We start from the raw sequence: 21,874 nt of genomic DNA, 5'->3' as shown, positions 1-21,874 counted from the left end.
CCGGCTACGAAATGCCTCCTGCCGCCCAGACCACCAGTGGGGGCAGGGCGGCCAGGATCAGGCAGACCGTTCCGTTGAGCCACTTGTGCTCCACCGTGACGGCGGCGAACTCGCGCAGAATGGCGCTCGGCAGGTAGTACCGGGCGGTGTGGGAACCGATGACTTCCGCATCCAGATCGAGGCTTCGGGCAAACGTCGCGGTTCGGAGGATGTGGAAGTTGCTGGTGACCAGCACCATTCGAGGCTTCGTGGTGTTGGCACGGAGAAGGTCCCTGGTGTACTCGAGGTTCTCGAGCGTGGTGGTCGAGCGGTCCTCGAGAATCACGCTCTCGCGCGGTATCCCGTGATCGACGAGGTAGACGCACATTGCCTCCGCCTCGCTGACCACCTCGTCCGAACCCTTCCCGCCGCTCACGACCAACAGTGGTGAACGTCCTTCGCGGACCTCGGCGCGAAAGACGTCGGCCGCCTTGTCCAGACGGCTGGCAAGCAGGGGCGTCACGTCGGCGCCCGAAAGCCCGGCGCCGTGAACCACTATCGCGTCCATCCCGGGCTGGTACTTCTGGCGTCCGTAGACGTAGGAGTAGAGCAGAAAGCTCGTGAACAGAAACCCCAGGTACGACGCGACCAGGCTGAACGAACCGAGAACGACTGCGAGCCAATATCTCTGCGTCAGCAGCGCTGATGCGAGCAACAAGTAGGGAACGAGCAGGCCGAGTCCGGCGACGAGTGAGAGCAGATTCGCGACGCTGAATCCCTCGCGCCGCAGCATCGTGATTCCGTTGACGATCAGGAATCCTGCAAGCAGGAGCACCAGCAACGGCGAGAGCAGAGCGATCGTCGCGATGACGAACGACGGGACCTCGGTGCCTGGCGCACCCGACTGCAACATCCACAGACCGGTGAAGATCAGTCCGAGAAGTAGATAGACGCCGTTGCTCAGCCTCCGTCGATCCTGCCTGAACCGGTAGCCGCAGAATCCGAGCAGCGCGAGGCCGATGAGGAGAAGGATCACGGAGCCAGCCTAGGCGAGGCGCTTACGACACGGGCGCCACCACCTTCGACTGCTGGATCGCGGACAGGACCCTGGTACGGCACTCGATGAACAGTGGGTCTGCCTTGGTGGTCAGTTGATCTCGAGCTCCGGTCAACGGGACGTCGACGATGTCCTGCATCAATGCCGGAGTTCCGCCGAGGACGACCACTCGATCGGACAGGTACACCGATTCGTCGACGTCGTGGGTGACGAGGAGGACGGTGATGCCAAGATCACGCTGAAGCGTCAGCAGCAGGTCTTCGAGTTCCGCGCGGGTCTGCGCATCGACCGACGCGAAGGGTTCGTCCATGAGGAGTACCTGCGGCCGATAGGCGAGAGCGCGAGCTATCGCCACTCTCTGCTGCATTCCGCCGGACAACTGCCAGGGGTAGGAACGCGCAGCACCGCCTAGACCGACAACGGCAAGTGCATCGCTAACCCTCTCGTTCTGAACCTTCCGCGCCAGACCGTTGCCCCGTAGCGGCAGGCGAACGTTCTCGCCCACTCGAAGCCACGGCATCAGTGTGCGTCCGTAGTCCTGTGACACGAGAGCCAGCGTGGCCGGCGGTGCATCGATCGCGATCCCGGCGATGCGGACCTCACCGGTGGTCGGCTTCTGCAGACCGGCGATGCAACGAATCAGCGTGCTCTTGCCGATGCCGGAATGGCCGACGATGCAGACGATTTCTCCGGGTGCAACGGACAGATCGATGCCGCGGAGCACTTCGCGGCCGGTGGGACCGCCGTAGGTCACCCCGAGGCCGCTCAGTTCGACTGCGGGTTTCGATGCCGCAGATTCTGTGGATGACATCAGTTTCCTTTCACTGCGAGAGCGTCGTGGGTCCGCGGCTGCCATCTGAGCAACCATCGTTCGATCACGCCGTATCCGAGGTTGAGCACGTATCCGATGATTCCCAGCAGGAGAATTCCGGACCACATGTCGGCGATCGCGAAGGTCTGTTGCGCGACGATCACGAAGTGACCGATTCCTGCAGTGGAGACGTACATTTCGCTTCCGACCATGATGACGACACCGATCGCGAGACTGGTGCGGATACCGACTGTTATCTGCGGCATCGCTCCGGGGAGGAGTACCTGCGTCACCAGGAGGGGTGTACGGATCCGGTAGCTGCGCGCCACCAATCGGATACTCGGGTCGATGGAGCGAATGCCGTCGAGGGTGTTGAGGAGTATCGGCCAGACCGCGCCGAAGGCGATGGCGGCAACGTTACCCGTCGAACCGGTTCCGAAAACGATGAAAAGAGCGGGTAATACGGCCAGCGCCGGAATAGCGCGGAAGAACTGGAGAAACGGATCGGCAATGTCGGCAGCCAGCGGGAACAGTGCCAGCAGGAGACCGGCGCCGACGCCGACCACCAGTGCCACGGCGAGACCGAAGGCAAGGTTGGTCAAGCTCGGTACGACATCGTGGGCGAATCCCGGACCGAACCAGTTGTCCACAAACGCTTTCCAGATACGCGACAGCGGCGGGAAGTAAGGCGACTTGCTCGACTCCGAACCGAAGTACCATACGACGACGATCAAGATCGGCAGCCACAACTCCCACGCGAGGAGTCGAAGTCCTGACATCATCTTCACGTCGTCATCCTCCTCGGGATGTAATGCCAGGCAAGTAAACGATTCTCGATCGCCATCACGGCGAAGGCGAGCAGCATTCCGAGTAGTCCGGCGACGATGATCAGTGCGAACATTCGATCGGGGACGGATTGGCTCAGCAGGATCTCCTTACCGAGTCCCGGCACGCCGGCGATCAATTCTGCACCGATGGTCAGCAGCAAGCTCAGTGTTGCCGAGATGCGAATCCCGGTGAAGATGTAGGGCATCGATGCCGGTGCGACGACGAGAGCGAGCCTGCGCCACAGTGGAAGTCGGAAGGATCGTGCGGTGGCCAGCAGTTCCGGGTCGACGTTGCGCACACCGTGAATCGTCTGGAGCAGAATCGGCCACACACTTACTGCCACGATCAGTGCCACCGCCATCCGTTGCGTCGGGCCCATGATCAGCAGAAAGAGCGGAATGATTGCGAGCGGCGGAACGGTTCGGCAGAAGTCGATGACGAAGCGGGAGGAGACCGTCAGGAACGGGTGCGCGGCGAGCAGCAGCCCTGCCGGGATTCCGATCACCAGGCACAGTGCCAATCCGATCGCCGTGGTGGTCACCGTTTGTCCCAGTGATGTCCACAACGAGGACGTGCCGAGTTCGTTCACAAAGGCCACTGCCACGTCGCTGAACTTCGGAATACCTTTGACGTCCTCGTCGCCGAGCATTCCGAAGATCTGCCAGGCGGCTGCCAACGCGAAGAGCGTCAGCAGCCGACCGAGCAGAACCTGCCTGCGGCGAGTCTGCAGGGTTGTCAAGGCGGACAACTCAGTTGGCCGGGGTCAGCAGGGATTCGGCCTCGACCGAATCCGTCAGTACCCCGTACTTGACCAGCAGTTCGATCTCCGTGCCGAGAGCACCCGGTTCCACTACTGCGACGAACTGAGGATTCTTGCTGTTGGCCAGCATTTCTAGCGGAATCTTGGCTTGTGTCGAGAGTGCAGCCTTGACCGCGCCCGGATTCTGATTGGCGTAGTCAACTGATTTGGCAAGCGCGGTAAGGAATTTCGCGAGTGAGTCAGGGTTCGCATTGACAAACGATTCCGAAGCGACCAGCGAGGTCCCTGGCACACCGGGTGCGGCCAAGGGGAAGGGGTGGCCGAGGATCTTCAGCCCCGAGTCGGTTGCTTTACTCAGGAACGGATCGATGAGGAATGCCGCGTCGGCCCCGCCGGTGGAAACCAGGTCGCCGAGGTTGGGCATGGGCGCCTGAATGAACGAGATCTTGTCCGCTGCGCCACCGGACTTCTCCACCGCGGCAGAGATGACTGCTTCGCTGACGGACTTCAAACCGCTGATCGCGACGGTCTTGCCTTCGAGGTCACGGAAGCCGCTGATGGAACTGTCCTTGGCGACCACGAGACCGGACTGGTCGACGCTGTCATTTGCGGCAAAATTCGTGAGCCCGCCGACAATGGTGACGGGCATGTTCTGGCTCCGTGCCTGAATTGCGGCAGCGGCAGTCGTGGCTGCCATATCTGCATTTCCGCTGAGCAACAACGGAATTTGAGCCGAGGAACTAGCGCCGCCCTCCACGAGTTGGATGTCGAGTCCCTCATCGGTGAAGTACCCCTGCTCCATGCCGAGCCAAATCGGTGTGAAGTCCGCGATCGGCTGAGGTGCGATTCGAATCGTGGTGGTCTGGGTGCCCCCGTCGTCGGAGGCCGTGGCGTCGCTCGAACAGCCTGTCAGTGCCAATGCCGCGGTCGCGACCGCGGCTAGGGCAACAACTCTGAACCGTGGTGTCGACCGAAGGGTAAGTCCAACCGTCATGTCCGAAAACCTCTCGCTGGGAAAGATATGACTTCCTTGCCGGTAATCCGGTGGGAAGGTGAAGACGCTCAAAGAATTCCGTACGCCGGAACGATTGTTGTGACTATAGTAATTTCCTAGGCGAATGCCAAGGGTTTTCCAAGAACACGAGATTTCGGATCGCCGGGTACATCCACGGCACCGGGAGGGGATCGGATGACGAAGGGTTCTGCGTCCGCCGTCGACAAAGCGCTGGATCTACTCGAGGCCATCGCGCGCTCGACTACGCCGATGAAGCTCAGCGAACTGGCAGAAGAAGTCGGGATGCTCCGCCCGACTGCGCACCGAGTGCTCGGAGAACTCGCGAACCGTGGTTGGGTCTTCCGCTACGACGGTCGCTATCTCCCCGGCCCGGCTGCACTGCAGGTTTCCCACGAAGCGGCAGCGCATTCGTTGGCGGCCTTGTGCGATCCGACCATGCGGGTGCTGTCCGAGAGCACGGACATGATGGTGAATCTGCAGGTTCTCGAGAGCGGCGGGACGCGGATCATCGCGGCGCTGCGTCCCGAGCGACTCAAGATGATCACTCGGATGCTCGGGGATCTGCTTCCGCCGCACCGGTTCGCGGGTCCGCTCGCGTTGGTGGCGGCACTCGAGGACAACACCCGGGCGCCCTACCTGGCGATGGTGGAGAAGAGTGGCTATCCGCTGGAAGGACCCACCGGCTTTCTCGCCGACATCGCCGAGACGCAGAAAACCGGATTCGCCGTTGTCCACAAACGATCTCAGGACATCATCGGTTCGGTCTCGCGTGCAGTGTCTTCCCGTAAGGGGGCTCCGCTCTGTGCGTTGACGGTGATCGGTTTCGATACCGACTTCGATGCGAAAACGACGCGAATGGTCGAAGAACACCTGCTGCGGGCCACCGATGAAGTGCAGCAACTCCTCACTGACCACACTTCGGGCAAGCGCCCGTCCGACACAGGAGAACAAGGATGATTTCACGGACCGAGGGCTTCATCACCGTCGCAGACGGCGAACGGGTCTGGTACGAGACTGCCGGCGAGGGCCCGGATCTGATTCTCACGCACGGTCTCGGCGGAAATGCGGCCGTCTGGTACCAACAGGTACCGTACTTCGCTCAGCACTATCGGGTGATCAGCTGGGATCAGCGAGGATTCGGCCGCTCTACCAACGAGAACGGCAACCACGGCCCGGTAGCGGCAGTCTCTGATCTGATCGAAATCATGGACCTGTTGGCGGTTGATCGAGCGCACGTGGTCGGCCAGTCGATGGGCGGTTGGGCCGCATTGGGGGCCGCGATCGCTGCTCCGGACAGGGTGGAGTCGGTAGTCCTGGCCTGCACGACCGCCGGCATTCCCGTCGGCTTCGGTCCGGACAGCGCACCGCCCCTCACCGCGGCGCCCGTCACGGCGCGGCCCCTGGGGGAACATCCCGCTGTGGGCGGACGGTTGCCGAGCTTGGATATGGCGAGGGCATACCTGTACCAAGCTCTCGGCACCTTCGGCCATCGCCCACCTGACACCGAGTTCTTCCGAATTCTCAAGGCCCACAACTATTCGGTGGCCGAACTCGCGGCGGTGGCGGCGCCGGTTCTGCTGATCGCGGGTGAGCTGGACGATTTGATGACACCCGAGCGGATTCGCAGCGCCGCCGAGTTCCTGCCCCACGCCGAAGTGGTCGAACTTGCCGACCGCGGCCACTCCCCCTATTTCGAGGACCCACACGCGTGGAACGAGTTGGTGGCGCACTTCCTGGCCGATGTTCGTGCGCGCCCAGTGCGCTGAAACGCCAACTCGTCACGCATATTCCAACTCCGAGGAGATCTAATGGATTCATCTCAGACCGTCGAGTTCATACCACCCGCTTTCGATACGCCGTTCTCCACCGGAGTGCGCGTCGGAGACGTTCTGTATCTGTCGGGTCAGATCGGCATGCTTCCCGACGGGACCTTGGCAGACGGCTTCGAAGCGCAGGCTCGCCAGACGATGGAGAATATCGTGGCTTCGCTGATCGCCTACGGTTCCGGTGTCGAAGCGATCTTCAAATGTACTGTCATGCTTGACGACATGTCACGTTGGCAGGAGTTCAACAAGGTCTACCTCGAGTACTTCCCGGCGTCGAGACTGCCGGCCCGCAGTGCGTTCGGAACAGACGGACTGGCGCTGGGTGCGCACATGGAAGTCGAATGCATGGCCTACACCCCGCGGGTCTGACTGCTCGCGGGCACTAACCGTCCCAATCCACACGTTCAGCCAGGCGCAGCAATGTGCGTCGGCGTGTAGTGCTGGTTTCGCCGATGTGCGCGATCCGGCCGTAGATGTGGGCGCGGAAGTTCTCCACGCCATCCCGATTCTGTTCCTGCGCAGAAGTACTGGCGGCGTTGTGCAGCAGGGCACGCAAGCGATCGTAGTCGTCGCGCGGATACGAGGGTTGGTCGTTGATCACCAACCCGGTGAGGTGTTGGCGTCGATGAGGGCGCATTACCTTGGTCTTTCGTGGATGGATGGCAAACCCTTCGTCCCCGGCGATCTGCTCGACCGTCCAGAGGAGGGTGCCGACGTCGGCTACTTCGATTCCAGAGAACGCGAGGTCGTCGGCGTATCGGGTGTAGGTGAGCCAGTTCGCTTGTGCGAGTCCACTCAAGTGGATGTCGAGTTTGCGTGCGACGAGATTCGCCAGTGCAGGCGAAGTTGGCGCGCCTTGCGGAAGATGCGCGGTGCGTAGCTGTGATGCCTGTGCATACGGAAGGCCGCGCAGGGTATCGGCAGGTGTTGCAACAGTGCACAATCCGGTGAGAACACCTGCCACTGCGGGTGGATAGCCGAGGGCTGTGAAGACGGCGTGAACGCGGCTGCCGCTGATCGAGGGGAAGAACTGCGCGAGGTCGACGCCGATCACGATTTCCGACTGTGCGTGCGGCGCTGCAAAAGTCAGAGGGCTTCGACCACGGACAAATCCGTGTGCCGCGTCGTGCGGGGGCACCAGGTCGAGGATGCGGCGCAGGATCTTCCGCTGAATTTCGCGCAATCGGGGTTTCGGTACCTCGAGGAGGCGAGCGCCGGCCTTCTTGCTGATCTGCATCGGCCGGTAGTGGCGTAGCGGTCGGGGTTTCGTGCGGAGCCATTCCCCTCGGTCGGCGAACCACTCGAGTTCGGAGATCGTCAGATCCAGTGAACGAGCCAGGTCCACACTGGTGTTGTAGCGGGGAACGTCGAACCGCCACAACGAGGTTTCATTGGTGTCCAGTGAGAGAGGAACAGGCCGCAGGCGAGGTAGTTCGCGAAGCAATCGATACAGAGTCTGCGGTTCGAACGGTGGAGCGGGCATGAGGTCGAGAACGCGCACGGCCAGGAGCGTCGGGGAAACGCCGAAGACGGTTCCGAATGCCTCCTCGAGGCCGCTGAGGGTCCACGGAGCGTCAGCGGCCGCAACGGCCAGACGACGCGCCAACTCGGGATCGAGCTCGAAGTCACGCATGATTCGACTCCGGGATGCGACGGGGCGGGGTGACCAAATCCTTTGTCCGGTGCGGCGGCAAGCACGCGGAGCGTGCCGAACGCCGGTGGACGCAGTATCCAATTCTTCTGGCCGACCCAGGGGTTACCCCTGAGACTGGTCGCGTGGACCAACTCTCACCCACGCGCCGCCGCATTCCTTCACAATGGCAGACCGTTCGGTATCTGTCACGTGTGAAGCGGATCTGTCAGGAGTGGGTCCTCAGATCGACGAACGATCCGAACCGACGAACTCGCTGATCCACGGCACGACTGCTTCGCGGACGGTGACCGCCTTCGGTAGTAGTCCGTTGCTCAGCAGGAGATCGGCCGCGCGCTGCTGCTCGTCCAGGAACTCGTCGGTGACAGGGTTGACACCGAAAGGACGTCCGCGCAGTGCAGCTTCCCAGGCATCGAGGCTCGCGGACCCGCCACGCTTCTCGACGTCGTCGACGAAGACCTGGGCGGCTTCGCGGGGGTTGGCTTCGATCCAGGCGTCGGATTCCTGCAGGGCCTCGATGATCGCCTGGAGGGCCTCCGGGTTGGTATCCGCGAAATCGCGCCGGGTGAACCACAGTGAGGGGTGGCTGAAGAGTCCGTCGGTGGCGATCAGCGTGCGCAGTTCGTGGTTCGCTTCGATGTCCGTCAGCCCCGGGTACGCGCCAACCCAGGCATCGATGGTGCCGTCGACGAGGTCCGCTCCACCACCGCGTACGTCGGTGTCGACGGGGACGATGTCGGACCAGGTCAGCCCCGCCTGATCCAAGGCGAACAACAAAAGTGTGGTCTGCCACGATCCGTGCGCGATGCCGACGCGCTTGCCGCGCAGGTCCTCAACCGTGTTGATCTCGGACTCTGCCTTGACTACCAGGCGCCCGTTCTCCACACGTGGGCCGGAGATTCCGATGTAGACGAGATCGCGGCCCTGAGCCAATCCGGTGACGGGCGGCGTGAATCCGGTTCCGATCACGTCGTATCCGCCCTCCTCGAACAGCCAGTCCGAGTGCAGGGTCGGCAAGGCGTTTTCCGGGTTCACTGCAGGCTTGGCGGGAAGCTCACGCAGGTCCACCCACTCGACATCGGGGAGACGGCGTTCGAGGATTCCGGTGTGGCGCAGTACGAACAGCGAATTGTTGTGTGGGAAGTATCCGACGCGAACGGTCATGAGATCTACGGTTTCCTGTTCTGAATCAGTGATGGGGGTGGCTAGATGAGGCCGCGTCGACGCGCCTCGTCGGCGAGTCCGCTACGGCCCCACTGCACGGCGAGGTTGGACGGATCGAATTCGACCGAACCGCCGAGGGATTCGGCGATCGCCTGGAACTGGGCGCCCTCCTCGAGGAGGACGACGAACTTCGCGAGGTCGAGCAACCCGCTGCGGCCGATGACGTTGACCCCGCCGTTGGCTTCGAAGATCGCCACCAGATCGGGATCGTGTTCGAGACGCTCGAGAATGAAATCGCCTGCAGAACGGGACCGATCGATGTGCGGCGGAATCTCTCGGGAGAGCGTCAGCCTCTGCGAAGCCGCATAGCGGATGGGTAGCGTCCGATGTGTCTGTGCCCAACCGCCGAGCCACGGTGTGTGGATGTGGACAACGCTGGTGATTTCCGGATGCTGACGGAAGACCGATGCGTAGCCGGTGACAAATCCGGCCGATCCGTTGCCGGACAGCACCTCTCCATCGAAGGTGGCGACAACCGGTGACACCGACGGATCGTTCGCCCACGGTCCCGGATCGTTCAGGGCGACCGCGATTTCGGTGCCGGGTACTCGTTCGACGAAGTTGACGGTCCCGTTGGCTGCAACGGTTCCGGTCTTGCGGAAGACGTCGAATGCTTTGTCTGCTGCTTTGCGAGCTTCTTCGACGAATGCTGCGGTATCGGTATCGGTGTCGAGTCGAGTTTCGGTGGTGGTCATCGAGTCTCCAGTCCAGAAGGTGTGATCGGGGTGCGCTGCAGGAGGGGAAGAACTTCTTCGCCGACGCGGTATGCCTCTTCGAGATGCGGGTTACCGGCGAGGATGAAGGCGTCGACGCCCAGTTCGCGCAGCTCGTCGAGTCTTTCGGCGACCTGCTCGTAACTGCCGACCAGTCCGAACGCCGGTCCGCCGCGGATGAGGCTGAAGCCGCACCACACGTTGGGTTGCACTTCCAGATCTCGGTAGCCGGTGATGTGTTCGGGTACCCAGCCTTTGATGCGGGCGGCGCCCACCGAGTCACCCTGGGCTGCACGGTCGGCGGCCCCCTTGTCGACGAAGGCCCAGCCTTTCTCGATCTCGGCCCACGCGGCTTCTTCGGTGTGCCGGGCTACGACGTCGATGCGTACGGCGAATTTCGGCGTGCGTCCCAGTTTGGCCGAGTTCTCCCGCACTCCGTCGATCTTGGCTCTGAGATCGGCGTACGGCTCCAGCCAGGAAAGGTAGTAATCGGAGTGCAGTCCGGCGGCGGCGACGGCTGCGGCCGAAGATCCGGAGAAGTACACCTCGGGAAACGGTTGGCCGGCAAGCCCGGGTGGCAGTGCGGCGCCGTGGGTTTGGAAGAAGCGACCGTCGAAGTCGAAAGGTTCGCCGTCCCACACACCCTTGAGGACATCGAGGAACTCGGACGTTCTGGTGTAGCGATCGTCGTGGTCGACTTTGTCGCCCCACCACAGCTGAGGCGCTCCGCCTCCACCACTGATGATGTTGTAAACCAGACGTCCGCCGGTTGCTCGCTGCAGACTGGCCGACATCCGCGCTGCCTGTACCGGGTGAAGGAACCCCGGTTGGAACGCAACCATGAAACGGTAGGTGGTGGTCTCGGCGGCCAACGCTGCTGCGGTCGCCCACGGATCCTCGGTCATCGGGAAAGACGGCAGAAGTCCACCGAGGAACCCTGCGGACTCGGAAGCCTTTGCCACCGCTGCCATGTGGTCGATGTAGCTGTATCCGTCCAATTCGCCGCCGCGGATCGCGGGAGCAATGTTGCCCGGCCCGTATCCACCGGCATCGCCGCGGTTGTAGCGACGCGGAGTACGCAGCGACGCGTGGTCGCCTTCCATCCCGATCCGCCAATAGAAATCGATGCTCATGCGGTGGCCTTCTCTTCTGTGGTGGCCTTCTCTTCCTTGCGAATCCGACCCTCGGGATCGACCAGGTGCAGGAGATGCTCGCCCGCCCGGTGCAGCTCTTCGATGTGTGGCCGACCGGACAAGACGAAACCGTCCACGCCGATATCGCGATACGACGACAATCGCTGCGCCACCTCCTCGTAGCTTCCGACGAGGCCGATACTGTGCTCGTAGCCGATGCGGTCGAATCCGGACCACAGGATGCCGCCCCGATCGATCTCGAGTGCAGCGGAATCGGCTTCTCTCAGTTGCCGTTCGACGCGAGCCCAGGCTTCGTCCGCTGTTTCCCTCGCGATGATCGGGATGCGCAGGACCTTCTCGACGGTCCTGCCGAGTTCGGATGCTCGGTCGTCGAGGGTGGTGATCCGTGTCGACAACTCGCCGCCGGCAAGGGTGAACTGATGGACATCGGCATGGTGGGCCGAGAGTTCCAGAGCTTCCGGTGAGTCCCCGGTCAGATGCACTCGGGGAAAGCGGAGTCCCGACAAGATGCCTCGGAATCCGCCGCCGAGTACGTCGTAGTACTCGCCGTCGAAGTCGTAACCCGTGCCGCCGAATCCGCCAGGGAGAATCTGCTCCTCGTTCCATACGCCACGGGCGACGGTCAGGAACTCCGCGGCGCGCGCGTAGCGGTCGGCTCCTCGAACCACGTCGCCGCGAGCAGCGGCGTCTTCGGGGTCCGTCTCTACCTTCACTCGCCATTCGAGACGACCTGCCGACAGGCGCTGAAGTGTCGCCGACATTTTGGCGGCGTAGACGGGGGTGCCGAAAGTGGGGTGAAACTCCACGACCACTCGCGAATGACGCGTCTGACGTAGGGCGGCGGCAGCAACGATCCAGGATTCTTCGCCATTCGGATCGTACGGTGCGACAACGCCGTCGACGCCCGACAGTTCGGCTGCGAGAACGATCTGTGCCAATTCGTCGAAGGGCCCGAAGTTTCCGGGACGAACATCGGTCGCAACGGTAGTCGGTCGCTGCGGCCCGAAGCCGCCGCGACTGTTCAGTGCGGCCACCGCCCGGCGTCCGTCACCGCGAGACGGTAGCTCCCAGTAGACGTCCGTCATTCTGCTGTGCCCTTCTGCGCAACAAGGTTGCGTGCCTGTTCCAGTGGTTCGTGCGCCACCCAGGACTGCAGGTCGAAGTCGGCGGCAAGGAAGCCGTGCGCATACAGGAATTGCTTCTGCACCCCGAGCAGGTCCACACGCTCGTCAGACAGGCTCAAATGCAGTCCGGTGTGGAAGTTCTCGCCGTACGCTGCCACCACACCTTCGGGCCCCGACTGTGTTTCGGTCTGCAGAACGGCTCGGACCTCGTCGATGTTGGCTGCGGCCCAGTCCGCCGCTCTCAGGCTCTCGGCGAGGAAACCCACGACGATGTCCGGGCGTTGTTCGAGTAGGTCGGCATGAACTGTGATCGGTCGTGGGGTGCCGTTGTTGACGCGATCACGTAGCGATGCAGTGGAATCGAGATCGACGGCCACGGCGAGGCCATGTTCGCGGGCAACTTCCTGGGCGCGGGCACCCTTGACGTAGATGGCGTCGACGTCGCCGCGTAGCAGGGATTCGACGCCCCACGTCGTGTTGCGGGTGGACGAGGCGGTGCGGACCTCGGGGGCTGCCGTCGTCGCAACCTCGACGAGAGTGACGTCGGCAAAACTCAACTCGCCGAGTCGAAGTGCGGAGGCGAAGCCGTGCAGGGCCATGGCACGGGGGAAGCTCCTGGCCTGATCTGCCGCCCAGGCCGGGATGCCGATCCGAGCGCCTGCCAGAAGACCGGCTTCTCGGATGTCGGAGTCTCCGCGCACCAGGATTGCCTGGGCCTCGTCGATCCAGGTGAGCCCGATGAGCCTCGTCGGAGAACCACTGGCACGCGCGGCCAGTGCGGGGACGTTGCCGCCTTCGCGAATGAGTCCGGAGAGGTGGTGATCGAAATGGCGCACTGCCAATTCCGGTCCGGCATCTTGCAGTACGCCGAAACGCACTCCGGATTCGTTTGCCGTCCGGTCGAGCCAACCGAGACTGTTGGCGAGGCCGCTGGCGGTGGGAACGGGGCAGCGGGTGTACCAGAGTGTGTCGATTGCGGAATCAGCGATCAATGTCATGACTGTCCTGTCCGTCGGGGAAGGTGCGACCGACGCCGAGTTCCTTCAGGAAACTCGCTCGGTAGCGCAGAGATTCGGGATCGTTCCGATCGCGGGGGCGTGGCAGGTCGATGTCGACGTCCACGGCAAACCCGCCCTTGTCGAGGATGAGCACACGGTCGGCAAGTCGTACGGCTTCGTCGACGTCGTGCGTGACGAGCAGTACTGCCGGACGGTGGCGGGCGACCAGATCGCCTACCAGGTCTTGCATTTGGAGCCGTGTCAGAGCGTCGAGGGCTGCGAACGGTTCGTCGAGTAGCAGCAGTTCAGGTTCACGGACGAGAGCGCGCGCCAATGCGACGCGTTGGGCCTCGCCGCCGGAGAGGGTGGCCGGCCAGGCGCGGTGCTTGTCCGCGAGGTTGACCTCGGCGAGTGCGTTGCGTGCATTGTCGGTCACCTGACGTGACCGTTTCTGTCCGACTGTGACATTGGCCAGAACTCGCTTCGACGGTATCAATCGCGGTTCCTGGTAGACGACCGTGCGGTCGCGTGGGACCAGCACATCACCGCTGTCCGGTGCTTCCAAACCGGAAAGCACTCGCAGCAGGGTCGTCTTGCCGGTACCGCTGGGGCCGAGGAGAACGACGAACTCGCCGCGCGTGATCTCGAGGTCGATACCACCTAGAACAGTCTTGTCACCGAACGACTTACGCACTCCGGTGAGCGAGACCGCTACCGGTGATCCGGCACGTCGCTCGGCCGCGGTGGTGCCGGTCCGCTCACGGGCTGCCAACGGCGGCAGAGGTGCTTCGGTGGATGGCAGCGAGCCGATGGTTGTATTCGTCATCGCGCCACCGACAATCTCCGCCACGGCATGGAGTACCGCTCGATCAGTCTGACGATTGCGTCGAAGATGAGTCCCAGTGCCGCGTACATGACGATGCACAGAACCATGTAGTCGGTGCGGTTGTACTCCTGCGCCAGGGTGACCAGATATCCGATGCCCTCACGTGTGCCGACCTGCTCGGCGGCGATCAATCCGGTGATGCTGAGCGACAGGCAGATTCGAAGCCCCATCAGAACACCGGGGAGGGCGGTCGGAAGAATTGCTCCGAACACCAGTCGCCAACCCGTCAGGCCGAAACCTTGTGCCGCTTCCACCATCTTGCGATCGACTCCGCGCACTCCCAGGTAGGTGTACGCGTACATGGGGGCGACGGTCGCGACGGCGATCAGGACTACCTTGAAGGTTTCGTCGATACCGAACCAGGCGATGAACAACGGAACGAGCGCGAGGAACGGAACCGCGCGGTTGATCTGCATGGTCGAGTCGATCAGTTCTTCGCCGAGCGAGGAGAGACCGGACAGAACCCCGAGCACCAATCCGACGATCACACCGACCGAAACACCGAGTGCGGCACGTTGAAGCGACGCGAGACCGAAGTCGACCAACTGACCCGACTGGTACAGCTCGGCGAATGCCGTCCACACCGCCGGAGGTCCGGCCAGGATCTCTTCGCGGATCAGTCCGGTAGCGGATCCGATCCACCATCCGGCAACCAGCAGCGCGGGCACGAGGAAGCGGAGTGGGATCGAGACCCACTTGGGCCTGCTGCGATTGCGGCGGTAGCGGGGCGTTTCGAGTTGCGGATGCTCCACTGACGGCGACGCAGTTCGTGCGGGCCGGGTCAGCGTCACCATCGGGTCACTTCCCCTCGGTGGTGGGTGCTGCCGCTGCCGAACCTGCCACAGCACCCTGGAGGTCGAAGATCACGTCACTGCCCTTGATCGGCTGCTGGATCACCTTGTTGTCGGCGAACAACGTGGAGATCGATTCGAGGTCGGTAGCGTCGGCTGCAGTCGGGTAGCGGAAGTTGGTGATCTGGCCGCCTAGGGTGATCGCGTCGTCGAGTCGCTGTCCGGAGAGTGCGCGCGGACCGGTCTGTTCGAAGACGTTCTCGAATGCTGCCGGGTCGGCCTGCTGCTTCGCGGTGAGTTCCTGGGTGACCTCGAGGAACTTCTGGACCACTTCGGGATGCTCTTCGAGTACTACGGTGCGGCCGGCGATGATGGTGCTGTCCACGGAGTCGATGCTCGCCTCGGTTGCGATCTCGATCGCGCCCTTGGCCTTGGCCTCCTGATACGGAATCAGGAACGATGCCCACGCGTCGACCTGCCCGGTGGAGAACGCCGACGCCGCGTCAGCCTGTTGCAGCGGAACACGTTCGACGGAATCGATCGGCACTCCGGCCTGCGTCAGAGCCTTGAGCGTGATGTACTCGCCCTTGCCTGCAGGGTTGACGGCAATGCGCTTGCCGGCCAGATCTGCGACGGTCTTGATGCCGGACTCCGGAGTGGCGATGATGCCGGCCTGGTCCTTGTTGTACGGGTCGGACGTGGCGAAGATGCGGACACCCACGTCCTTGGACAGTGCGCCGACGACGGGACTGTATGCGCCGGTTTGGATGTCGAGTTCACCGCTGTTGAAGAGTTTGAGGTTGGAGCTGAATCCCGGTGTGGTCTTGACCCATTCGATCTTTGCGCCCAGCGGTGCCAGCGCCTCGTCGTAGGTTCCGTCACGCTTGCCGACGGCGATGGCACCGGAGTTTCCGGGATCGAAGACCTTGAGCGTGAAGTCTGCGCTGGAATTGCCTGCGGCGCTGTCGGAATCGGAAGACCCACACGCCACCGCCAACCCGGCCAGCGGGATCATGGCGAGCGCAGCGGCAGCTCGTGGCAGTCGGCGGAAGCGGGACATGTATGTGGCTCCTTCAGGCGTTGAATCGTCAGAACTGACGACGATGACGCTATTGGGTGCCTGTCCGTTTTACCCCCGTTTGTTTTCTGGAGATTGGAAATCTTGACAACATCGGAAGTCTGTTCATCTGGGCTTTTGTAGGTCCACGTTCGGTTCCTTTCCATCTGATGGAAAGGATGGCCGGACTGCTGGGTCCGTGTTAGCGTCCGATTCTCAGGTCGATCAGGCCACAGCGAAAGGATCGTTCGTGACGGACGCACGCGGCGCGGGAGTTCAGACGGTAACCCGTGCCCTGACCATGCTCACATGTTTTCGCAGTGGCGAAGAACTGGGAGTCTCGGAAGTTGCGCGGCGACAAGAGCTTGCGGTCAGCACCACGCATCGATTGCTGCAGTCGCTCGTCGACGCGGGATTTCTCGAGAAGGACGACGCAACCAGTCGGTATCGCATCGGCGCGGCGCTGGCGGCTTACGGACAGGTCTCCTACCGGCAGCATCGGATCTATCTGTCCGAGCCCTATTTGGAGCAATTGGCCGCGACGACAGGAGCATCCGCTTCCCTGGCAGTGCGAAGCGGAAGTGAGGTGGTGTTGCTCGGATTCAGTCGGTGGCGCGAGGCCGACGGGCACGTGCTGCAGGGTGTCCGCCTTCCCTTGCATGCGAGCGCACTGGGTAAAGCCTTTCTGGCTTGGTCCGATGTCGACGATTCCGAGCTGGCTGCGCTGCCACGTGAAGCGACCACTCAGCGTGCGATCACCGATGTCGCCGGTATCCGCCGGGAACTGGAACTGACTCGTGAGCGAGGATACGGATTCAACGACGAGGAGTTGACCCCGGATTTCCGAACGATCGGAATTCCGATCATCGATGGATCCGGCACTGTGCGTTACGCTCTCGGGCTTCGTGGTCCGGTCGAGCTGATGATCGACGAACGGATTCCGTTTCTCGCCGACCTTGCCAAGGTGACTGCACGACAGATCGGTGAGGTCCTTCTCTGACGTGATGTGAAAGCGCTTGTGGCAGATCCGGCCGAGCGTGATTACCGTTGAAGTCGAGGGCGCGATCGCACAATGGCTACGCGACGTGACCGCGTCCTCGCGAGCGTGGAGACGAGTGATGACGACGATCGGTGTCGTTGCCCTGTTGCTGGGCGTCCTGTTGATCGTGGTCGAGGCGCATGCCCCAACCGCGGGGGTGCTCGGTGCGCTTGGAGCACTCATGATCGGTGCCGGCGTCTGGATGCTCTTCACATCCGACGGTATCGGCCAATTGATCGCGATCCCGGTGACGGCGGGGGTCGCGGTAGTCGGCCTGGGCGTGGTGGCGGTAGCGAGTCGAAAAGCGCTTACCGCGCGCCGCGCTCCCGTGCGTACGGGGACGGAATCTCTTGTCGGCTCGGACGCGACCGTTCGCAGTTGGACCGGTGCGCAGGGTCAGGTCGAGCTCGACGGCGGATTATGGCGTGCTCGAATGGAATTCGGGTACGACGATTCTGTGCCTGCCGTGGGCGAATCCGTCGTCGTAGAGCAGGTTCGAGGCCTGACTCTGAAAGTGCGCCGTCGTGAACCGTGGGAGCTGCCGCTATGACCACCGTGCTTGTCGTGTTGTCCGTGGTTGTCGTGCTGATTGCAGTCCTTGTGGGCATGTCGGTGAGAGTTCTGCGCGAGTACGAGCGCGCGGTGGTGTTCCGCCTCGGTCGACTGATCACCTTGAAGGGTCCTGGTCTGGTGATTTTGGTGCCGGCGATCGATCGCATGGAGCGGGTCAGTCTGCGAACCGTCACGCTGAAGATACCGGTCCAAGAAGTGATCACTCGCGACAACGTCCCCGTGAAGGTCACCGCCGTCACGTACTTTCGGGTCGTCGACGCTGACCGTTCGATAGTCGAGGTCGAGGATTTTCTGGCCGCCACCTCACAGATCGCCCAGACCACACTGCGCTCCATTCTCGGTAAAGCTGAGTTGGACTCGCTGCTCTCCGAACGTGAACGGCTCAACGAGGACTTGCAGAAGGTAATCGATCAGCAGACCGAGCCGTGGGGAGTCAAGGTCACGACCGTCGAGATCAAGGACGTCGAGATTCCGGCCAACATGCAGCGCGCCATCGCCAGGCAAGCAGAGGCCGAACGAGAGCGGCGAGCCAAGATCATCAACGCCGACGCCGAGTTTCAGGCTTCGGCCAAGCTCGCCGAGGCGGCCGAGGTGATCAGCCGCAATCCGACCACCCTGCAGTTGCGTTATCTACAGACGCTTCACGAGATCGGTAGTGAGAACAACTCCACCGTTGTCTTCCCCTTGCCGCTGGATCTTGTCCGGCCCTTTATCGGTGGCGGAGTTGCGGCAACTCCCGCGACCCAAGAACCTGCCCGTTTCGTCTGGAATGCGAAAGTTGTTGATTAGCATCTAGTTTCGGTTACCATCCCTTGTATTCGAAACTTTGTTCGATTAAACTTTGAGCATGGACAGTCGGGATGCGTGGCAACTGGATGGTGAGGGCCTCAAGGGGGAGGTTCTGGATCTGGTGCGTGTCCGGCACGAGTTGCAGTCGCGGATGGTGTTGCTGATCGTGGAGATGTTTTCCCGGGAGGTTCTCGGTGGGAAGGGTTTTCGGGCGATCGCGCAGTGGTTGCATGGTTCGACGAATCTGGAGATCGGTGAGTGCAGTCTGCTGGTCGGGTTGGCGCGGTTGTTGATGCTCGAACCCGTTGTGGGCGATGCGTTTCATCGCGGTGACGTGGATGCGTTGAAAGCCCGTCAGGTGGCGTCGTTTTGTCAGCATCCGCCCAAGAACATGACCCTGGCGGATGTGGACAAGGCCCGCGGGATCTTGCTTGGCCTGGCGTCGAAGAACATCGCGGATTGTGATGCGGTGCGGGCGGCGATCCGGCGGATCGAGAAGCAGTACGGAAAACGCGAGGACGGCGTTCCGGTTGGTGAGGATTCGGAGCGTAACGAGTTCTACGCCTCGAAAGGCTTGTTCGGGCGAGTGTCGGTGAAGGGTGATTTGGATGCGATCAACGGGGCCCGTCTGATCACGTTGCTGTCGAGTCTGTCTGCGCCGACGCCGGAGAAGGACGGCGTCAAGGACACTCGCACGCCGGCGCTACGGCGCGCGGACGGGTTTTGCGAACTACTGCGGCGGTACGAGCGGGCGGGGTTGGGTCCGATCGAGGGCGGAGTGAAACCACACATCACCGTTACCGCGTCGGCGAAAGACATGACAGACCTCAAGGCGTTGAAGGACCTCTTGCCGTCGACTCAGGAACTGGGGTTCGCGTGGGCGGATTGGGTGGGCCCGATCAGTATCGATACTGCCCGGATGCTGGCGTGCGACTGCACCGTCACCCGGATCCTCCTGGACGAGAACGGTGTTCCGCTCGACTGCGGCAAAGAAGCAAGGACCGCGACGGTACCCCAGCGGCGGGCGTTGGCGGTTCGTGATGGTGGGTGTGCGTTTCCGGGATGCGGGACACCATCGGGGTGGTGCGATGCCCATCATATTGTTCACTGGAACGATGGTGGCCCAACAGATCTCGACAACCTGATCTTGTTGTGCGGTCATCACCACCGGACGCTGCACCACACGGAGTGGCGGGTGGAGATCGGCCCGGATCGCAAATCGGTGTTCTACCCACCGATGTCGATCGATCCGTATCAACAGCCGATCGGCGGGAACAGCCCACCTACAGCAGCCTGAACGGGCGCAACTGAATACGTACACACCGGGGCATAGCCATGCCCCGGTGTGTACGGCGTGTGCGGTCAGAGCATCGTCGAGATATGGTCCGGAAGCGCGACACCTGAGTCGAGATCCTCGGACGGGATCGGTTCACCGAAGTGCGTAGCTGCGGGAACTACTCCAGCCCAAACGGTTTCGACACCGATGTCGGCGGCATCGTCGCCGGGGCCGCCGGTGCGAGCCTTGACGGAAGCCTCGTACAACGGCAGTGCAAGAACGATGGTTGCCGCCATTTCCTTGCGCGTGTGATCCCGAAGGTGTTGGGAACGTCCGGGAACCACCTGGTCGACGATCAGATTCAAAGCCTTCACGCGCTCGTCGCCGTCGGTCACGACTCGAGGTGATCCGATGATGACGCCGCTGCGGTAGTTCATCGAGTGGTGGAAGCCCGACCGAGCCAACACGAGCCCGTCGAGGATCGTGATGGTGATGCAGATTTCGCTGTCGGGAGCCAAACTCCGTGAAGCGACTGAACCGTGAACATAAATAGATCCGCCGCGGTCGGGGCCGTCGAGGTCGAACCCGTAGGCGGTGGGAAACACCATGGGAACTCCGCCGACGGTCACACCCATGTGGCACAGCTTCGCGGACTGCAAGACGTCGACGAGTGCCGCGCGTTCTGCGACGCCGTGGTGGCGGGCGCGCTTGTGCGTCGTACGTGCTGTCGGGGACAGCGGAATAGGTGCAGTGGGGGCAGGAGCAGGGGCAGCAAAGACAACGGAATCTGTCATGCAGACAATGCTGGTGGCAAAGTGGCTTCAAGTCATGGTCCAATCAGTGGAGACTTCGATAGGCCACTTCGATTTGCCACTTCCGGGAGGGTTCTGAATGTTTCTGCCTTCGGCGGTAGCCGTCGTCCTCGACCGGACAGATCGGCGGGCGCTCCCGGTCCAGATTGCCGACCACCTCAGAGCTGATATCCGCAGTGGTAAGGCGGCAGTGGGTCTGAGGTTACCCAGTTCCCGGAAGCTGGCGGCGGAGCTCGAGGTGGCGCGGGGCGTCGTGGAACGGGCGTATGAGCAGTTGATCGCCGAGGGTTGGCTTGTCGCTGTGCACGGCTCAGGCACCTTCGTTGCCGAGGCGCCCTCCCCCATGGTCACTCCCACGACTACACCGAAGAAGGCCGCCGACAAGATGTCACCCAGGGTGCAGCTCCGGCCGGGCGTGCCGTGGACGCCACCGCGTGCATCGGCAGCGTGGCGGCGGGCGTGGCGTGACGTCGGGTCCAAACCACCACCTTTCGAGGATCCCGATCCTGCGGGTGACTACGAATTGCGTTCGGCACTATCGGAATTACTGGCAAGAGCCCGCGGAATGTCGGTTGAACCCGAGAGAATCCTGATCACCTCAGGTGCCACGCATGGTCTCGGCCTCGCCCTGTCGGCTCTGCGTACCCGTGGTGCTGTTCTGGCGATGGAAGATCCCGGATACCGGTATGCGTCCTCGGCCGCTACAGCCTGTGGATGGTCGCTGCTCGACGTGCCCGTCGACGCTCATGGTCTCTGTGTCGACCAACTCGAAACTGCGTCGGAGAGCGTCCGTGGCGTGTATGTGACACCGTCCCATCAGTATCCGACGGGTGGGCTGCTTCCGGTAGGTCGGCGCAACCAGTTGATCGAGTTCGCCCGCGTCCGCGACGTCGTCCTGTTCGAGGACGACTACGACTCCGAATTCCGTTACGACGTAGCGCCTTTGCCTGCGCTTGCCCAGTTGGCTCCTGATCGGGTGGTGTATCTCGGAACAGTTGCAAAGACGCTCGGCGCCGGAATTCGATTGGGCTGGTTGGTAGCTCCCCTCGACCTGGTCGACCGCATAGCAGTACACCGCCAGCGAATCGGCGACTTCCCGTCGGTTCCGCTGCAGCAAGCACTCCTGTCCCTGCTCCGTGACGGCGAATGGGATCGAGCGGTGCGTACCGCCCGGCGCAGATACCGGGAGCGTGATCGGGCGGTCGAGGAAGCGCTGTCATCGTTCGGTGAACTGCGGGGTCTCGGCGCCGGCATGCACACGACGCTCATGCTCGACGCGGATCTGGCAGCGACCGTCGCTCGCGAGGCGCTCCTGCACGGCGTCGAAGTGCCCACCCTGGTCGAGTCCACCCGAACGCACGGAGACCCCGGCGGATTGGTCATCGGCTACGGGCGAGTGGAATCCGCGGACCTCGAATATGCGCTCGAGGTGATAGCCGAGTGCCTCGCACGTCACAGCGCGTGAAGTCTCGTTGATCGGGAGTGCGGCAACGGATGGGCGTGGTCCAGTT

23 protein-coding genes are annotated in these 21,874 nt (G+C 62.6%); 8 read left to right on the top strand and 15 right to left on the bottom strand.

Features of this window, described 5'->3' with window-relative positions; genetic code table 11:
• Positions 1-4: 4 nt before the first annotated feature.
• From RA302_RS28845 to RA302_RS28825, 5 genes are read right to left on the bottom strand one after another with little or no spacing between them, the layout of a single operon-like run.
• Positions 5-1,015 carry a YdcF family protein gene (locus tag RA302_RS28845; protein WP_030537952.1) on the bottom strand — a complete coding sequence of 337 codons (1,011 nt, stop codon included), beginning with the start codon at positions 1,013-1,015 and terminating at the stop codon, positions 5-7.
• 22 nt (positions 1,016-1,037) lie between these two features.
• A complete protein-coding gene (locus tag RA302_RS28840; protein WP_030537951.1) occupies positions 1,038-1,847 on the bottom strand; it encodes an ABC transporter ATP-binding protein in 810 nt (269 codons plus the stop codon).
• Positions 1,847-2,629: an ABC transporter permease gene (locus tag RA302_RS28835; protein WP_218959922.1), complete on the bottom strand. Its 783-nt coding sequence runs from the start codon at positions 2,627-2,629 to the stop codon at positions 1,847-1,849. Before RA302_RS28835 ends, RA302_RS28840 begins: the two co-directional genes overlap by 1 nt.
• Before the next feature lie 2 nt (positions 2,630-2,631).
• The gene (locus RA302_RS28830) at positions 2,632-3,414 is read right to left on the bottom strand and encodes an ABC transporter permease (protein ID WP_007735497.1); all 783 of its coding nucleotides are present in this window, start codon (positions 3,412-3,414) and stop codon (positions 2,632-2,634) included.
• A gap of 10 nt (positions 3,415-3,424) precedes the next feature.
• Positions 3,425-4,429, bottom strand: coding sequence for an ABC transporter substrate-binding protein (locus RA302_RS28825; protein ID WP_030537949.1), 1,005 nt, complete (start codon positions 4,427-4,429; stop codon positions 3,425-3,427).
• Positions 4,430-4,624: 195 nt separating this feature from the next.
• Here RA302_RS28825 and RA302_RS28820 point away from each other — a divergent pair, with 195 nt between their 5' ends.
• Genes RA302_RS28820 through RA302_RS28810 form a run of 3 tightly spaced genes read left to right on the top strand, consistent with a single transcriptional unit; the run spans position 4,625 to position 6,645 of the window.
• Entirely contained in the window at positions 4,625-5,407 is a 783-nt protein-coding gene (locus RA302_RS28820) for a helix-turn-helix domain-containing protein (RefSeq protein ID WP_030537948.1), read from the top strand.
• Positions 5,404-6,216, top strand: a complete 813-nt coding sequence (locus tag RA302_RS28815) for an alpha/beta hydrolase (protein ID WP_030537947.1) — start codon at positions 5,404-5,406, stop codon at positions 6,214-6,216. Before RA302_RS28820 ends, RA302_RS28815 begins: the two co-directional genes overlap by 4 nt.
• 42 nt (positions 6,217-6,258) lie before the next feature.
• Entirely contained in the window at positions 6,259-6,645 is a 387-nt protein-coding gene (locus RA302_RS28810) for a RidA family protein (protein ID WP_003946047.1), read from the top strand.
• Positions 6,646-6,658: 13 nt separating this feature from the next.
• Here RA302_RS28810 and RA302_RS28805 read toward each other — a convergent pair whose 3' ends face one another.
• The 9 genes from RA302_RS28805 to RA302_RS28765 all read right to left on the bottom strand — a co-directional run bounded on the left by RA302_RS28805 (position 6,659) and on the right by RA302_RS28765 (position 15,877).
• The gene (locus RA302_RS28805) at positions 6,659-7,909 is read right to left on the bottom strand and encodes a reverse transcriptase family protein (RefSeq protein WP_030537946.1); all 1,251 of its coding nucleotides are present in this window, start codon (positions 7,907-7,909) and stop codon (positions 6,659-6,661) included.
• Positions 7,910-8,149: 240 nt separating this feature from the next.
• The gene (locus RA302_RS28800) at positions 8,150-9,091 is read right to left on the bottom strand and encodes an ABC transporter substrate-binding protein (protein ID WP_003946000.1); all 942 of its coding nucleotides are present in this window, start codon (positions 9,089-9,091) and stop codon (positions 8,150-8,152) included.
• Between the two features lie 41 nt (positions 9,092-9,132).
• A complete protein-coding gene (locus tag RA302_RS28795) occupies positions 9,133-9,846 on the bottom strand; it encodes a class II aldolase/adducin family protein (protein ID WP_030537945.1) in 714 nt (237 codons plus the stop codon).
• Complete coding sequence (locus tag RA302_RS28790; RefSeq protein WP_003946051.1) at positions 9,843-10,997, bottom strand: LLM class flavin-dependent oxidoreductase; 1,155 nt, start codon at positions 10,995-10,997, stop codon at positions 9,843-9,845. Before RA302_RS28790 ends, RA302_RS28795 begins: the two co-directional genes overlap by 4 nt.
• Positions 10,994-12,103, bottom strand: coding sequence for an LLM class flavin-dependent oxidoreductase (locus RA302_RS28785; RefSeq protein ID WP_030537944.1), 1,110 nt, complete (start codon positions 12,101-12,103; stop codon positions 10,994-10,996). Before RA302_RS28785 ends, RA302_RS28790 begins: the two co-directional genes overlap by 4 nt.
• Positions 12,100-13,140: an ABC transporter substrate-binding protein gene (locus RA302_RS28780; RefSeq protein ID WP_007735503.1), complete on the bottom strand. Its 1,041-nt coding sequence runs from the start codon at positions 13,138-13,140 to the stop codon at positions 12,100-12,102. Before RA302_RS28780 ends, RA302_RS28785 begins: the two co-directional genes overlap by 4 nt.
• A complete protein-coding gene (locus RA302_RS28775) occupies positions 13,124-13,966 on the bottom strand; it encodes an ABC transporter ATP-binding protein (protein WP_030537943.1) in 843 nt (280 codons plus the stop codon). Before RA302_RS28775 ends, RA302_RS28780 begins: the two co-directional genes overlap by 17 nt.
• A complete protein-coding gene (locus RA302_RS28770) occupies positions 13,963-14,820 on the bottom strand; it encodes an ABC transporter permease (RefSeq protein ID WP_003946011.1) in 858 nt (285 codons plus the stop codon). Before RA302_RS28770 ends, RA302_RS28775 begins: the two co-directional genes overlap by 4 nt.
• A gap of 4 nt (positions 14,821-14,824) precedes the next feature.
• Positions 14,825-15,877: an NrtA/SsuA/CpmA family ABC transporter substrate-binding protein gene (locus tag RA302_RS28765; RefSeq protein ID WP_070160929.1), complete on the bottom strand. Its 1,053-nt coding sequence runs from the start codon at positions 15,875-15,877 to the stop codon at positions 14,825-14,827.
• 247 nt (positions 15,878-16,124) lie between these two features.
• Here RA302_RS28765 and RA302_RS28760 point away from each other — a divergent pair, with 247 nt between their 5' ends.
• The 4 genes from RA302_RS28760 (at position 16,125) to RA302_RS28745 (ending at position 19,572) form a co-directional block, all read left to right on the top strand.
• A complete protein-coding gene (locus RA302_RS28760) occupies positions 16,125-16,874 on the top strand; it encodes an IclR family transcriptional regulator (RefSeq protein WP_030537941.1) in 750 nt (249 codons plus the stop codon).
• Between the two features lie 118 nt (positions 16,875-16,992).
• Entirely contained in the window at positions 16,993-17,463 is a 471-nt protein-coding gene (locus tag RA302_RS28755) for an NfeD family protein (RefSeq protein WP_007735511.1), read from the top strand.
• A complete protein-coding gene (locus RA302_RS28750; protein ID WP_030537940.1) occupies positions 17,460-18,275 on the top strand; it encodes a slipin family protein in 816 nt (271 codons plus the stop codon). Before RA302_RS28755 ends, RA302_RS28750 begins: the two co-directional genes overlap by 4 nt.
• Before the next feature lie 58 nt (positions 18,276-18,333).
• Positions 18,334-19,572 (top strand): HNH endonuclease signature motif containing protein, encoded by a 1,239-nt coding sequence (locus RA302_RS28745; RefSeq protein ID WP_070160927.1) that lies wholly within the window; start codon positions 18,334-18,336, stop codon positions 19,570-19,572.
• Between the two features lie 65 nt (positions 19,573-19,637).
• On the opposite strand, the gene RA302_RS28740 is transcribed toward RA302_RS28745, so the two are convergent.
• Positions 19,638-20,345 (bottom strand): pyridoxamine 5'-phosphate oxidase family protein, encoded by a 708-nt coding sequence (locus RA302_RS28740; protein ID WP_019746065.1) that lies wholly within the window; start codon positions 20,343-20,345, stop codon positions 19,638-19,640.
• A 97-nt stretch (positions 20,346-20,442) separates the two neighbouring features.
• Between RA302_RS28740 and RA302_RS28735 the strand changes: the two genes are divergently transcribed.
• A complete protein-coding gene (locus tag RA302_RS28735) occupies positions 20,443-21,828 on the top strand; it encodes a PLP-dependent aminotransferase family protein (RefSeq protein WP_030537118.1) in 1,386 nt (461 codons plus the stop codon).
• Positions 21,829-21,874: the final 46 nt, after the last annotated feature.

It is taken from the genome of Rhodococcus sp. DN22 (genome assembly GCF_036669995.1).
Lineage (GTDB): Bacteria > Actinomycetota > Actinomycetes > Mycobacteriales > Mycobacteriaceae > Rhodococcus_F > Rhodococcus_F erythropolis.
The sequence above is the reverse complement of the archived record's forward strand: the minus strand, read 5'-3'. Positions and strand labels throughout refer to the sequence as shown.

What these genes read in the sequence shown, in the direction of transcription:
- RA302_RS28840 (WP_030537951.1), bottom strand. Translation starts at nt 1,847, where the DNA reads ATGTCATCCACAGAATCTGCGGCATCGAAACCCGCAGTCGAACTGAGC.
- RA302_RS28835 (WP_218959922.1), bottom strand. Translation starts at nt 2,629, where the DNA reads ATGATGTCAGGACTTCGACTCCTCGCGTGGGAGTTGTGGCTGCCGATC.
- RA302_RS28825 (WP_030537949.1), bottom strand. Translation starts at nt 4,429, where the DNA reads ATGACGGTTGGACTTACCCTTCGGTCGACACCACGGTTCAGAGTTGTT.
- RA302_RS28820 (WP_030537948.1), top strand. Translation starts at nt 4,625, where the DNA reads ATGACGAAGGGTTCTGCGTCCGCCGTCGACAAAGCGCTGGATCTACTC.
- RA302_RS28815 (WP_030537947.1), top strand. Translation starts at nt 5,404, where the DNA reads ATGATTTCACGGACCGAGGGCTTCATCACCGTCGCAGACGGCGAACGG.
- RA302_RS28810 (WP_003946047.1), top strand. Translation starts at nt 6,259, where the DNA reads ATGGATTCATCTCAGACCGTCGAGTTCATACCACCCGCTTTCGATACG.
- RA302_RS28805 (WP_030537946.1), bottom strand. Translation starts at nt 7,909, where the DNA reads ATGCGTGACTTCGAGCTCGATCCCGAGTTGGCGCGTCGTCTGGCCGTT.
- RA302_RS28800 (WP_003946000.1), bottom strand. Translation starts at nt 9,091, where the DNA reads ATGACCGTTCGCGTCGGATACTTCCCACACAACAATTCGCTGTTCGTA.
- RA302_RS28795 (WP_030537945.1), bottom strand. Translation starts at nt 9,846, where the DNA reads ATGACCACCACCGAAACTCGACTCGACACCGATACCGATACCGCAGCA.
- RA302_RS28790 (WP_003946051.1), bottom strand. Translation starts at nt 10,997, where the DNA reads ATGAGCATCGATTTCTATTGGCGGATCGGGATGGAAGGCGACCACGCG.
- RA302_RS28785 (WP_030537944.1), bottom strand. Translation starts at nt 12,103, where the DNA reads ATGACGGACGTCTACTGGGAGCTACCGTCTCGCGGTGACGGACGCCGG.
- RA302_RS28780 (WP_007735503.1), bottom strand. Translation starts at nt 13,140, where the DNA reads ATGACATTGATCGCTGATTCCGCAATCGACACACTCTGGTACACCCGC.
- RA302_RS28775 (WP_030537943.1), bottom strand. Translation starts at nt 13,966, where the DNA reads ATGACGAATACAACCATCGGCTCGCTGCCATCCACCGAAGCACCTCTG.
- RA302_RS28770 (WP_003946011.1), bottom strand. Translation starts at nt 14,820, where the DNA reads ATGGTGACGCTGACCCGGCCCGCACGAACTGCGTCGCCGTCAGTGGAG.
- RA302_RS28765 (WP_070160929.1), bottom strand. Translation starts at nt 15,877, where the DNA reads ATGTCCCGCTTCCGCCGACTGCCACGAGCTGCCGCTGCGCTCGCCATG.
- RA302_RS28755 (WP_007735511.1), top strand. Translation starts at nt 16,993, where the DNA reads ATGACGACGATCGGTGTCGTTGCCCTGTTGCTGGGCGTCCTGTTGATC.
- RA302_RS28750 (WP_030537940.1), top strand. Translation starts at nt 17,460, where the DNA reads ATGACCACCGTGCTTGTCGTGTTGTCCGTGGTTGTCGTGCTGATTGCA.
- RA302_RS28745 (WP_070160927.1), top strand. Translation starts at nt 18,334, where the DNA reads ATGGACAGTCGGGATGCGTGGCAACTGGATGGTGAGGGCCTCAAGGGG.
- RA302_RS28740 (WP_019746065.1), bottom strand. Translation starts at nt 20,345, where the DNA reads ATGACAGATTCCGTTGTCTTTGCTGCCCCTGCTCCTGCCCCCACTGCA.
- RA302_RS28735 (WP_030537118.1), top strand. Translation starts at nt 20,443, where the DNA reads ATGTTTCTGCCTTCGGCGGTAGCCGTCGTCCTCGACCGGACAGATCGG.